The organism is Ruegeria sp. HKCCA4633 (assembly GCF_013034605.1).
In the GTDB taxonomy this organism is placed as follows: domain Bacteria; phylum Pseudomonadota; class Alphaproteobacteria; order Rhodobacterales; family Rhodobacteraceae; genus Ruegeria.
The window spans coordinates 33,498-46,372 of sequence record NZ_WQGJ01000003.1; the positions used below are offsets into that span (position 1 = coordinate 33,498).

12 protein-coding genes are annotated in these 12,875 nt (G+C 53.1%); 4 read left to right on the top strand and 8 right to left on the bottom strand.

Annotated elements, in window-relative coordinates:
- Positions 1–131: 131 nt before the first annotated feature.
- From GOV85_RS09520 to GOV85_RS09530, 4 genes are all read right to left on the bottom strand, one after another.
- Positions 132–932: a transporter gene (locus tag GOV85_RS09520; protein ID WP_171177365.1), complete on the bottom strand. Its 801-nt coding sequence runs from the start codon at positions 930–932 to the stop codon at positions 132–134.
- Between the two features lie 185 nt (positions 933–1,117).
- Positions 1,118–1,297: a hypothetical protein gene (locus GOV85_RS21430; RefSeq protein ID WP_171239118.1), complete on the bottom strand. Its 180-nt coding sequence runs from the start codon at positions 1,295–1,297 to the stop codon at positions 1,118–1,120.
- Positions 1,298–1,377: 80 nt separating this feature from the next.
- Complete coding sequence (locus tag GOV85_RS09525; RefSeq protein WP_171177367.1) at positions 1,378–3,294, bottom strand: DUF3604 domain-containing protein; 1,917 nt, start codon at positions 3,292–3,294, stop codon at positions 1,378–1,380.
- 10 nt (positions 3,295–3,304) lie between these two features.
- A complete protein-coding gene (locus tag GOV85_RS09530; RefSeq protein ID WP_217352196.1) occupies positions 3,305–5,200 on the bottom strand; it encodes a DUF3604 domain-containing protein in 1,896 nt (631 codons plus the stop codon).
- A gap of 138 nt (positions 5,201–5,338) precedes the next feature.
- On the opposite strand from GOV85_RS09530, the gene GOV85_RS09535 reads away from it, so the two are divergent.
- Positions 5,339–6,022 (top strand): Crp/Fnr family transcriptional regulator, encoded by a 684-nt coding sequence (locus tag GOV85_RS09535; protein WP_171177371.1) that lies wholly within the window; start codon positions 5,339–5,341, stop codon positions 6,020–6,022.
- Positions 6,023–6,340: 318 nt separating this feature from the next.
- Complete coding sequence (locus GOV85_RS09540; protein WP_171177374.1) at positions 6,341–7,735, top strand: alpha/beta fold hydrolase; 1,395 nt, start codon at positions 6,341–6,343, stop codon at positions 7,733–7,735.
- Positions 7,736–7,997: 262 nt separating this feature from the next.
- Here GOV85_RS09540 and GOV85_RS09545 read toward each other — a convergent pair whose 3' ends face one another.
- Genes GOV85_RS09545 through GOV85_RS09555 form a run of 3 tightly spaced genes read right to left on the bottom strand, consistent with a single transcriptional unit; the run spans position 7,998 to position 10,139 of the window.
- Positions 7,998–9,272, bottom strand: coding sequence for a DUF2254 family protein (locus GOV85_RS09545; RefSeq protein WP_171239119.1), 1,275 nt, complete (start codon positions 9,270–9,272; stop codon positions 7,998–8,000).
- Positions 9,273–9,304: 32 nt separating this feature from the next.
- Entirely contained in the window at positions 9,305–9,592 is a 288-nt protein-coding gene (locus tag GOV85_RS09550; RefSeq protein WP_171177378.1) for a coiled coil domain-containing protein, read from the bottom strand.
- Between the two features lie 46 nt (positions 9,593–9,638).
- Complete coding sequence (locus GOV85_RS09555) at positions 9,639–10,139, bottom strand: Dps family protein (RefSeq protein WP_171177380.1); 501 nt, start codon at positions 10,137–10,139, stop codon at positions 9,639–9,641.
- 259 nt (positions 10,140–10,398) lie between these two features.
- Here GOV85_RS09555 and GOV85_RS09560 point away from each other — a divergent pair, with 259 nt between their 5' ends.
- Positions 10,399–10,569 (top strand): hypothetical protein, encoded by a 171-nt coding sequence (locus GOV85_RS09560; protein WP_170791963.1) that lies wholly within the window; start codon positions 10,399–10,401, stop codon positions 10,567–10,569.
- Positions 10,570–10,821: 252 nt separating this feature from the next.
- The gene (locus GOV85_RS09565) at positions 10,822–11,766 is read left to right on the top strand and encodes an aldo/keto reductase (RefSeq protein ID WP_171177382.1); all 945 of its coding nucleotides are present in this window, start codon (positions 10,822–10,824) and stop codon (positions 11,764–11,766) included.
- Positions 11,767–11,907: 141 nt separating this feature from the next.
- Here the strand turns inward: GOV85_RS09565 and GOV85_RS09570 are convergent, their stop codons facing one another.
- Entirely contained in the window at positions 11,908–12,582 is a 675-nt protein-coding gene (locus tag GOV85_RS09570) for an SOS response-associated peptidase (RefSeq protein WP_171177383.1), read from the bottom strand.
- Positions 12,583–12,875: the final 293 nt, after the last annotated feature.

The window sequence follows — 12,875 nt, forward strand, 5'->3', positions numbered from 1 at the left end:
TCGTGACAAAAGCTGCATCGGTCGGGAAGGGCTCGGTGCGGACACTCAGCAAAATTCAGCGAACGACCGCTATGCGGACAAAACAGCCATTGGCTAGATGGCTTTAAAAGCCAAAAGGCGCACGCACCTCTTCAGAATGCCAACGAAATTGCTAATGTGAAAACATCGCTTTCCAAACGCCGTTTTGCGCCGAATTCGGTAACGTATTTGGCTTTCAAACTGACGTCCCCGCCAAAGAGCTGGCCTCCACTATAGACAATCATTGGACCCGCTCCGTACACACGCGCTTTCAGACTGTTTGTCCCGAGAAAGGCTTTAGTAAAATCTGCGCCGTCTCCGCTGTCGTCATCGAGTTGTTGATAGGCATACCCTGTGACGCCGAAACCCCATCCAGAACGAATGCGTTGCACGATTGCAGCTTCAAGCTGGACGGCTGGGGCAGTCTGGTAGTCCGTGTCGTCGTTCTTGGTGCTGAAAAGTAAACTGGCGGCTCCCGACACCTCGAAACCTGTTTCGGGATTTAAATATGTAGCTGCAACAGTTGGTTGGAACGACCAAACATTCTTGCCGACAGACACAGCTTCAACACTTCTGGACTGAACATCGATACTCGCAGTGTTGTACTCACCTGTTGGCGCATAGACCGTAAATGCGGCACTGTAGTACAAGTTACCTTCGTTCCAACCAAGAAGGCCGGTCACGCTTAGATCACCAACGCCGGATGTACTGTCGTCAATTTGTGCACCTTCGATGGGAGGGCTGACTGCCGTGTATGAAAGACCTACGTCAGGAAATGGTATGGTGAGGTTGAACGCCGGTTGGCCACCCCAAAGCTGTGAATCAAACGACTGGGTCCAGCCCACGCGATAAAGGTTCAGATCCACTGACGCGTTGGCGCGAATGGGTAAGCCACCCACGCTGAGCCCATCCACGTTACCGTCCAACCGATCATATGTGAAAGACAGATATGTTCCCGGCGGTGGGACTATGCCCGCTAGCGTGTCTCGGGTCCCTAGAAAGTAGGCGCCAGATCCGCCTTCTACCGCGTGAACTTTTGCAGCGGTAAATGATGCCCCCAAAACGGAAAGCGTGAAGGCAAAGAAGCGACAGTAAGAGTTCAATCTGAGACCTTCTTCTTTGCGTCTTTGGCTTTGCCGTCCACACCAGTCACGTCGCGCGCAGTTTCAACCGCTCCGCAGCGGTTGCCCACACCAACAGTGGCTTTCATAGCCGCGCCCTTTGCTGCTTTGCTTACAGTGCAGTTTGGTTCGACGGCGTCTTTCGCTTTGCTCGTCACTTTGTTTTCCGCGCTTGCAACAGCGGCACTCAGGCAAACAACCAAGATTAATGCAGTTTTTCTCATGAACCTTTTCCCTCTCAGTTTGGCGTGTACCAAATCGGCGATGTATAGGCGCGTTCTTGCGTGATCAGCGGCACATCAGAGGGCATGTCGATGTCGAACCGAACGGCGTCATAGGCTGTCCAGCGCGGCGTGGGGATTTCTATAACGCGGGCGTAGTAAAAGGCAGAAAGCGAGGGATCAAAATCAGGGTCTTCCCAGACTGTTCCAAGTTCTGGTGATCCGATGGTGTTTGTCCATGAGGGAATGCTCAGATCAACCGTGTTGCCAACGACAGGCAGTTTACCGTCCGCGCCGGGTACGCGTCCATCAGACCAAGCGACATCATACACCTTCTCTCGCTGTTCACCATTTGCATCGAGCCAGCCTTTGACAATCTGGATGCGATCAAGGTTCGCGCCCATCGGGTCTCGCAGTGCGTAGACAAGGAAGGACGGAGGCCCGTCTCCCGGCCGCAGGTCAGAACCCATTGCCACACCTTTCGAGTAGCCGATCTGAGCAAGGTTGCGGCGCTGTGCGTCGATTTCGTCAAAGTCCCATCCGCCAAAGAGGCGCACGCGCATGCGAGGTCCCGTCGTGGCATATGTTTCGCGACGATGCATGCCGTCCCAAATCGCTTTGCGACTGTTCTCTGTTGCCCAAACTGCTGTCAGGCCGGACGCTTGAAACATCGAGCCAAGAACAGCAGGTGAACCGTCCGGAAATCTTGCTCCGACGCCTTCAAATCGTTCAGCAGAAGGTTCTTCTGCCGGAAACTTCCCAAAGAAGTTCTCTTCTTCGTAAGCCGTCAGGCCAGTATGCGTGTCTGTCGCTCCGACCAATCCGTATTTGAATGGGTTCGCACCGAGTTCGGCTTCCAACAGCAAGCCGCGTTTCAGGCCGGATCGGGTGTAGTCGCCCGGAAGCATGTCGGGAGTTTTGCGTTCAGTGGCGTCGCCTGTTCCAAAGTCCCATGTTTCAAAATCTGCGAACTCGTCATCAGGAGACAACATTGGATGCGTTTCGCCATCCCCTTTGAACTGGGTCGTTTCGTAGATACGCTCCCACTTTTGCCGGGTTTCGGCGTAAGCCTGATCCAACGGTTCACCACCTGCAAAGTCGTCTCTGAGCGGAAACATCCAGCCATTTGATATGTTCCCGTTGTGAGGAATGGCGAGAACGCGACCTCCAGTTTTACTTTCGTAGTTTTCAAGCCACTTCCACAGTTCGCGGGGATCGTTCGACCCAATAGGAGGCGTGGTTGTGTACGGCACGATTTGCAACGTTCGTTCTGGGCCATCTCGGAAGATCACGTTGCGATGAAGCGTTCTTCCGGCTTCGAAAGAGGTCCACTCGTATGCTGCGAATGTGGTGAATATTCCGGGGTTGTTGAACTCTTCCGAAGCTTCGACAATGCTTTGCCAGACGTCTGCGAAAGCTGGATTGCCCGGTTGGTAGTTCAACGCTTCTGACAATTCGCCAGAACCAAATGTGCGCGTCATCATGCGTGCAGTGTCGACGCGTGTCCTTGGATCGGGTGAATTGAATCCCTCGTGGAACATTCGCCCTTGTTCGTCAGCGAGAACATGCGGCGCGCCCTTAATGACGTCCGCGATTGCGCCCATTGCATCCGAGTGATCGGTAATCATGTAAAAATCAAGCGGTCGGGAAAGCTGCACTGGCTGCCCGGTGTTCGACGTCACCTGCTCACCGCGCGCAAAGCGGTAGGCATCCCTCGGCATCAAGCGCGTCCCAGCACCCCCCGCGTCGCCGGACAAGGCCGTGTGCACATGCGTATCGCCAAAGTAGACATTGGTCGGAAAACCTCGGTTTGCATATGGGGAATAAGCAGGTCCCTGCAGAACACCTTCAGCATTGTCAGAAACGAAACTGTCTTGCGCTGACGCTACTGAGACCAAAAGAGTAATCGAAGCGGACAGAAAAAACGTTTTCATTTTTGGATCCTTAGCTCGGTGTGTACCAAATCGGCGAAGTGTAAGCCCGCTCCTGAATATGAAGCGGAGTGCCTTCCGGAATATCCACGCCAAAGATGACGCTGTCATAGGTCGTCCAGCGTGGCGTCGGTATCTCGATGGCGCGAACGTAGTAGAATGCGGATTGGGCGGGGTCGAAGTCGGGGTCTTCCCAAAATGCAGACAGGATCGCCTGACCGATGTCATTGGTCCAAGTTGCGTTTTCCGTGTCCACTGTGTTTCCAACAGCGCCATCGCATCCGCTATCGAGCAATGCACGCCCTCCGCAAGCGACATCGAATACCTGTTCGCTTGTCGTTCCGTCAGCGTTGAGCCAGCCTTTCACAACCTGCACCCGGTCAAGATTGGCGCCATCCGGATCACGCAGTGCCCGAATGAGCAATCGCGGCGCACGACCGTCCCCACTACCCAGTTCACCACCCATGGGAACACCATTTAAGTAGCCGTGCGCCGCGAAGTCTGATCGAGGAAGGTCAGATTCTTCAAAATCATATCCGCCGAAGACGCGTACCCGGAGGCGCGAGCCGGTCGTGGCGTAAACTTCACGCCTTTTTAGTGCGTCCCAGATGCCTTCCCGCGTATTTTCGGTCGCCCAGACGGCTGCAATACCTGCAGCGGACGCCTGCGAACTGACAATATCGTCGGTTGGGTCTTCAGGGGTCAGCATACCGACGATGGGCTCAGCAAAACGAATGGGATCATTGCTGGGCTCAAACGCTGACACCTTGCCGAAGTAGTTGTCTTCTTGTGCGGTGGACAAGCCTGTGTGGCTGTCGGTCGAGCCAATGATCCCAAACTTGAATGGGTTCACGCCAAGCTCAGCTTCATAGGCGATGCCCCGCTTGAATGTTTCGCGGGCATATTCGCGCGGCAGCATTTCCGGTGTTTTTCGCTCAGGTCCAAAGCTGCCTGTATCCCATTTCTCGTAGTCAGCAAAGCCGTCATCCGGCGATAGCATCGGATGCGTCTCACCATCGCCTTTCATCTGTGTGACCTCGTAGATGGGTTCCCATCTTTGGCGGCGCTCGGCGTATTCTGCTGTCAATGGCTCGCCTGACAGTGTTACGTCGTCGAACATCAGGCCGTTGGAAAGATTGCCGTTGTGAGGAATTGCGAGGAGCCTGCCGCCGGTTGTATCCTCGTATGCCTGCATCCAGTCCCAGAGGTCTTCGGGATCGACCGTGTCAAAAGAGGACAGCGGCACGATCTGATCCGCTTTGTCCTTGCCGTCGCGGAAGATGACGTTGCGATGCAGGTTGTTTCCACCTGGTGCGGAGGTCCATTCAAAGCCGATCATGGCCGTGAACAAACCGGGCTGATTGTGTTGTTCCGCCGCTGACGTCGCCATGCCCCAATAGCTTTCAGCCAGCCCAGTGCCTGCCATCGGATCAGGCGCTCCCGGCGTTGCGACTGGCTCAAACCACTTCACATAGGCAGCGCGTGTCGAGTCCATCGTTTTGGGGGCGTAGACGTCTACCATTTCGCGACCCCATGCATTCTTCAGCATGATCGGATCGTTGGTTTCGAGAGCAACTGGCAGTCCGAGGTTTTCCGCGTGATCCGTAACGACAAGCCAATCCAAAGGGCGCTTGAGCCGAGCTGGAACACCAAGAGAAGAAACCACTTTTTCGCCCTTGGCAAAACGGTAGGCGTCGTCCGGCGTCAGCGACGCAAGTGCAAGACCTGCATCTGCCGATAGTGCCGTATGCAGATGTGTGTCTCCGAAGTAGACTTGATCAGGGAAATCGTCTTCGGTGTAGGGTGAATAGGTCGCGCTTTCGGACGGCAGAGCGAGAAAGGGTGTTTCCTGAGCAATCGCGGATGACCCAAGAAGAATTGCGAGTGTTGTTGTAATTGTCTGTTTCATGCAAACTTCCATTCGCTTTCGTTGCTAAAATGCGATTTACAACTGGGACGCGTCCCTCAAGGCTTCACAAAATCAATAATGTTTTGACGACGCTAACGACCTGTGATGCATAATACTGTCCCGAGGGGGACAATTGGCATGAAAATGGAAGCAGACGTTTTTGCGGCGCGTTGGCTGAGCGGCGTTTCGAAAGAATCGATCAACAAACTCAAGCGGCTAACTGAGTTTCAAACCTTTGACGTCGGAGACACACTTTATGCGCTTGGTGGTCCCCAGAAATGGCTGTGGTCCATCGTGGGAGGACAAGTCCAGATTCGCGTTGCGTTCATAGAAACCGAGCCTGTCCTCGCTCACATCTACCACGCAGGTGCATGGTTTGGAGAGTCGGAACTTATTAACGGCGTTGACGGGTTGATCGAAGTGAAAGCGACTGAGCCAACGAAGGCTGTGCGTATTGCCTATTCACCGTTTCGCCGCCTTGCAGACGAACGACCCGAACTTTGGCAAGCTTTTGCCCTCCTGGCTTCAATGAACCAACTGCTGGCGATGTCTGCCGCCAACGATCTAACACTCACAAGGCCAAGACAGCGCATTGCCGCCACGCTTCTGCGCCTGAGCGGACAACGCGGCAATATACAAGGATCAGGAACCGCGAATGAAATCAGGGTCAGCCAACAAGACCTTTCAAACTTGGCGAACATCGCTCGTTCGAAGGCGTCCATTCACTTGAACGCACTGGCGCAGAGAGGACTCATTGAAACTAGCTATGGTCGCTTCGGGCTTCTGGACTCTGAGGGCCTCAACAAAGTAATTGAGGAATAATCGGACTTGCAGCTGCTTATCTCGCGCATTTCGGCCCTCTCTAAGCTGGCGCGCGATATTGCTTGGAGAAAGGCAGCTTCGGGCTCGAAGCGGACGCTTAGCAAATTTCACCGAGTGACTGCTCTGCGGACAAACCCGCCGTTCTCCACGAAAACGGATAGGCATACCTTTTGAACAATCGCCTCCACACGTCTTCCGACAATTCGAGACCTTAGCTACCGATCTTTCCACCGCACGTTCACAGGTATTAGGCAAGTTGCCGGTTCTAACAATCTGTTAAAGTGGTAGTGTCTTCGAGCCAACTTGCGAGAAATAACTATGAGCCAACGTCGCCTTGTTGCAATCATGTCTCTGGATGTCGTCGGCTTCAGTCGGATGATGCAGGGCGGCTCCAAGCTACTTCTCAAAACACTGAACACCTTGTACCGCGATTTGGTTACGCCGATCGTTGAACAAAAATCTGGCAGGGTGGTCAAGCTGTTGGGCGATGGAGCATTGATTGAATTTCCGTCAGCAGGGAACGCTTTAGAAGCGGCAATTGCGATTCAAACCGAACTAAGAGATCCGGACCATCAATATCTGGTTCCGGAACGTATCCAGCTGAGAGCGGGTTTGCACGTCGGCGACGTCACCGTCGATGGCGACGATATCTTCGGAGATGGAGTCAACATCGCTGCGCGGCTCCAATCAGCAGCTGAACCCGGGGGTATTCTGGCCTCAAAGGTACTTTGTGATCTTGCCGGAGCGGATTATGCCAAACGTTTGCACCGAGAAGGGCTACACACGTTCAAAGGTATTGCACAGCCGATCGAAGTGTTGTCGATCAACTTCACCGATGAACATGTGTCCAAATCGCGCGCTAACTTCGCCAAAACACAGGAAATTCGTTTTTGCAAAACTGACGACAACATTAGTCTGGCCTGGAGCTCAGTTGGAGACGGTCCTCCGGTCGTAAAGGCGCCAAGTTGGATTGGACACTTGGAGCTTGACTGGCGCAACCCGGGGAAAGCTCCAATTTACACTTCCATCGCTCAACGACATCGTTTGGTCCGTTTTGATGCCAGGCTCAACGGTCTATCTGACTGGAACGCCGAAACATGCACGTTCGAACGGTTCGTTGATGACTTGGAAACCGTTTTCGACGCAGCGGGTATCAAGCGCGCGCCGATCCTTGCGATATCACAGGGGTCCGCAGTGGCAGCTGCCTTCGCAGCGCGCCGACCTGACCGCGTGTCTGCGATCGTAATGATAGGTGGGTTCCCCATTGGCAGGGCAAAAAGAACGTCACAAAAAGATGTGGAACGCGCCAACGCAATTAAGCAAATGATGACTGCCGGGTGGGACGATGATTATCCGTCTCTGCGTGATTTAATGGCGCAAATCATCGTGCCGGGCGCGAGCCAAGAAGAACGGCGGCAATATGCCGAAGATATGCGCAAGATGATTTCACCCGAAAACATGGGGCGGTATCGCGGCGTGATTGATAACATCGATATCTCACCGATATTGTCCAAGGTCGAGGTGCCATGCCTTGTTTGTCATGGGACCAGTGACAGGATGCAACCGGTCGAACAAGGACGATTGTTTGCAAAGGGATTACCCAACGCGAAATTCATCGCCTACGAAAGCTCGAACCATACCATCCCGGACAACGACCCGGAATGGCCACGATTTGAGAGGGATGCCCTGGCTTTCTTGGCTGAACACAGCTGAACTATTGCTCCAAGTGCCTTCGGGTTCGGCGCTATATCTCTCAAAACAAATGCTACAAGATTGCCTCGCCAGAGCAATGGAACACAGAGTTTCGATAAGTGCAGTCAGGCCAAAGTAGCCGTTTGGTTTCGCCACTCACTGACTACCTTTCGATGAAATGTAACTAAGACCGATGGAAGAGCACTTTTCTATAAGTTGGGGGATGGCCCACTCACTAACCATCCCCCAGCCGAACTGGACTACAAAGGTCCAGGACGGTTGACTAAACTCGTTCAAGTGCGGTTTCGACTTGGCCGCAAAACTTATCAACATCGCGCTCAAGCATATCGCTTTCTCGGGTCTCATCTCTGACCGCAGATAGTTCATCTACAACAGCCCGCAAATCTTCTTCTTGAGCTGCCTCCGCGATGCGCACCAAAGCTCGAACAAGGGCGGCCGTTACGAGCCCATTGCCCCTGGCAGCGCGTCTCAGTGCCGGCATCGAGTCGTGAAACAGTGCCTCAGCCGTGATGGATGGGTAAATCACCCGCACGTTTCCGTCGTCATCCCGATACACACCCGTGCAGAGCTTGGATGACCACGCTCGAGCCAGAGATGCTGATAGACGGTCGATGCACACAATTGCGGTAAACGTGTCATTTACACCCGGCGACAAAGCCCGAAGTGCGATTTCAACGAGGAGGTGGACAGAAAAGCGGATATCTCCATTAGGATCTCGCGCGGGGATCAACGGAGCTGCCGCTTGCACCAGATCATTCAGGCTCTCGTCACTATCACCATAAACATTGGCCAAAGTGTCCGTTGGAACCATGAAGTCACCTGGCTGCACATCAAAAACGACGACTGCTCCTGCCTCCTTGGCCGCACTCACCAGACCTTCGGTATTGATCGAATTCACATATCCAGTGCCCGCGGCCGAGACTTGGCGCTTGTCTCCCTCCTCAGGGACTGCCTCTGAAGATGAAATATCTGCACTGTTTTCGATTGCGGTGCTCACTTGGCGATCTAAGGCTTCAGAAATCCGCGCCGCCTCCTGATCAATGGTTACTCGCGTTGATACTGTATGAACGAAGAGCAACAGCAAAAGAACTGAGATGATCGAATAGACTATTCCAATCGCAACGGCCAAATTGACGGATGTGTCATCGCGTATCAGCCACAAGATCAATAAGCTGTATAAAAACGTCGCTCCAAGTGAGCCAACTGCAATCTGATTTACCCTGTCTTCGCCAAAGCGCTGCAAGAGCCTGGGCCCAATTGATCCGGCTGCTAAGGTGTAGACCAGCAAAACAATGGAATAGACCATGACCAACGCGGACATGGATGCTGCCGAGATTGCGCTTAGTACATCGCTCGCAGTACGATTAGAAACGCTCAGCCAATCGGAAGCGGACCAACCCCAACTCGCGAGCGCTTGCTCCGTCTTGAAGACAATCCCAGCCACCAAAAGCCCTGAAAGACTAATGGCGGCAGGGATAGTTAGGAACCCGCGAAAGTACCTCACTAATTCTCTAGGTGTTTGCATTCCGGTCCCCATTTACGACACAAGCTTTGTTCACAAACCCAGGTCTACGAGAACCGGTCGGCCGCTTTTTTCAAAGCACTCTGCATATCGCTCCATGCAGCCTCGTAGCCCTTTTTGACATCTTCCCAGGCCTCGTCGCTAGTCGACTTCAAATCATTCAGTTGAGCCTCTGCGTCAGATCTTGCCTTGTAGAGCTTGCTGAGCTGTTCCTCGAGCTCGAGTTTGGCATCCGCTTCAGCCACCTTCAGCTTGGCTTCGAGAACATCAATCTGGGCGTTCCAACTGTCCAGTTGCAGCTGTGCCTTTTTCTCGTACCCAACACGTGTCATCATTTTTCCTTTCTTCTCAAACGGTGATTCAGATCGGGGGAGCCATCCATTAGGCCGCAACAATTGCCTTGAGCATCCAGACCGCTTCCTCATGCTTCGCCATCCTGGCGTTCATCAGATCCTCCGTAGCCCCATCGCCATAACGGGCTGCGGTCGCGGCAGTCTCACGCAGGTTCCGGGCAATTGCTTCGTGGTCTGCGACCAATTGTTTGATCATGCCTTCTGCATCTTTAACGGTCTCTTCTTCGGCCAGCTTGGCTTGGCTAACCATGTCCGTGAACGAGATCGGCGCCACCTGACCCAACGCACGCACACGCTCGGCCAGTTCATCCGCAGCTTCGAACAGGTCGCGATACTGACGCTCTGTCAGCTCATGGATCGGCAGGAATAGTGGGCCCACGACATTCCAGTGTGTGCCTTGCGTTTTCACCATCAGAACCATGGTATCGGCCAGCACTTCCGTCACCGCGTTGGCGATCCATGCGTTTTTGTCGATGCCTGTGTCGTTGGTTTCTTCCTGAACTTCAGACTTCAAAACTTGCTGTATCATTTTCACTCCGTTTCGTTGCTTGCGGAGTAAAACCTAAGGGCGATTCAAAAAAAGTCAAATAAAATCATATACTTAATATAGGTATCCGACACATCATGGGGCGCTTCATGATCCTGGGTATCCGGCACAACATGCCAAGATTGATGTAGACACGCAGGCCCATTGGCATACATGCTTGGAGTAACTGACGTAAGCTACTGAGGTCATGCCAGTGTCTGATTCAAATCGACCACCCAAGCGCACGGAAAAACTGCAACTGATGCTCGACCTCGAAGAGCTCAAAGCCATTGATGATTGGCGGTTCGAGAACAGACTGCCATCCAGAGCGGCCGCCATTCGAGAACTCATCCGTCGTGGTCTGATTTCCAATGAGTTCGAAGAACCACCAACTGACGCGCCTTCTGGTGAGTTTCGTGTTGTGGACGAGTGACAGGAACATCCATAGAGCATTCGACTAAAGCCCCGAGACGTTTCGCAGTGCCGCGCTCAGCTGGCTGTTAAGCAGAATTCAGTGAATGTCTGCATTGTGGACACTTCTACCATTCGTGAAAAAGCTTGGTGAATTTGCGGTTTGAACAATTGCGTTGAGGCCAGAGAGTAAGTCCAGCGACAAGCCTGACTTGTTTTCAATAAACTGCTCGCGCAACATCCGTGAATGTCCGGAACCAATTGGGAGGTTGGCATGGCGGAGCTACGCGAAATTGGTAAGACAGGGATTAGGGTTCCCCGCATCGGGTTTGGATCGACGGGGTTAGGAAGTATCCCGGAAATCTACGGGTATGAGGTTGATGAAGACCGCGCGATTGATACAATTCGGGCAATTCTTTCGCAGCCAAATGCGTTCCTGGACACATCCCGTTGCTATGCCATGGGACGAAGTGAAGAGCGCATAGGAAAAGTCATTCGTGAGCTTGGCGGTTGGCCAGAAGGGCGGGTGCTTTCCACCAAAGTCGACCGGGATATGGAAACCGGTGCCTTTGATGCTTCTCAGGCACGTAGGTCATTCGAGGAAAGTCTTTCGGCCCTAAGCGTCGACAGCGTCGACATACTCCACGTCCATGATGTCGAATATGCAAATGATCTATCTGAGGTCAAAGGACCAGGTGGCGCGATTGAAGAGTTGTTCCGTATCAAGGAGGAAGGTCTGGCCAGGGCGGTCGGAATCGCAGCGGGACGTATCGACTTGATGATGCCAATTTTGGAGGGTTGGGATTTTGACGTGGTCCTGACACACAACCGGCATACGCTGGTAAACGACAACGCGGCACCTCTGATAGAACTCGCGAAATCACGAGGCGTTTCGATATTGAACGCAGCACCTTATTCCGGAGGTGCACTTGCCCGAGGAAGCGCGATCCATCGCTTTTATGTCTATCGTCCTGCAGGTGATGAAGTACTTGCGCCAATTCGTGCCGTTGAAGAGGTATGCGGGCACTACGATGTCCCAGTCGGGGCGGTCGCGTTGCAACACTCTTTGAAAAATGACGACATCATTTCGACCGTTTGCGGAGTGACATGGCCTCAGCATGTTCAACAGGCAATGGAATGGGCAGAGTGGTCCATCCCTGAAGGCGTTTGGGAGGAACTCGCTGAACTCGAAAAAACTTCGAGCGACCCAGAAGCTTAGAGTCGATTTTCGGATAGGATACTGTTCTGCCAATTGACCGCTTTGGGCTTGATGCAGACATCTGACAATAATCGTCGGATGTCCGAGTTGAGATCGTAAGCGGACATTCATTGATCGGAACTCTCTCAAACACCGTACCGTTCAAAGACTAGTGTCAGACTTTTCTCCTTCGCCCGATCTGACGATATCCATCTCATCTGAGGCATAGGGCTTTAGCAGTTCAAAGGCCTCCGCGGCGCTGCCACTTAACCAGGCCTCATAATCACTAGGACAGAGTATGACTGGCATTCTCTGCGGATGTATCGGACGCACAATGTCATTCGCTGAGGTGGTTATCACAGTATACGCTGGAACCTCTTCTCGCCCTTCTTTGCCTTCGTATCGCGATACTTGCCACATCCCGGCAAACGCAAATGGTGGGCGAGCCCCGGATCCTTTGAGCGCGAACCAGTGGTATGTCGCTGGATTGCGCCCTTGCGCCTCGCAAAACGAGCTTGCAGGTACGAGACAACGGCGCTCTACGAAACTGTTCTTCCACAGCCCGCTCTTCAGGACCTTGTCGTCACGCGCATTGTTCCAGGCATGAGGTTGCAAGATGGCGCCAGTCTTTTTTGATTTCTTGGTCGTTCGAAACCCCCAGGACAGAGACACGAGTTCACGCGCCCCGTCTTGGTCCTTCCTGACAATGGGCGCCATGTGCTTTGGGTAGATTGCTGGAAGCGGTTCCGCGTTTCCGAGCCTGTCTTTTTCTACAGCGACGTCGAATAGCTGGCGCATCGCATCTGCCGGTGTCGTATTCGAATAGAGGTTACACATTAATCTGCCTCACTTACCTTAGCGTCTACGAAAAATAAGTGGCGAACAACAGTTCAGCCCACGATGGCGGAAGCTACGGCTTCGCTAATCCTGAATGCATTTGTACAGTATCCCTAGGACATTTGAGAGAGAGACATAAATGCGGGCACCTGTACGACCTTGCCTGGCGCGTCTATCGAATGCGCAAATGATCGTAATTTGGCATCCATTATGCTATGTAAAATAGACACTTATCACTTGGCGCCTTCACTTTCTGAGAACAGAGGAGTCCACTGTGCCAACACCTCTTTTTA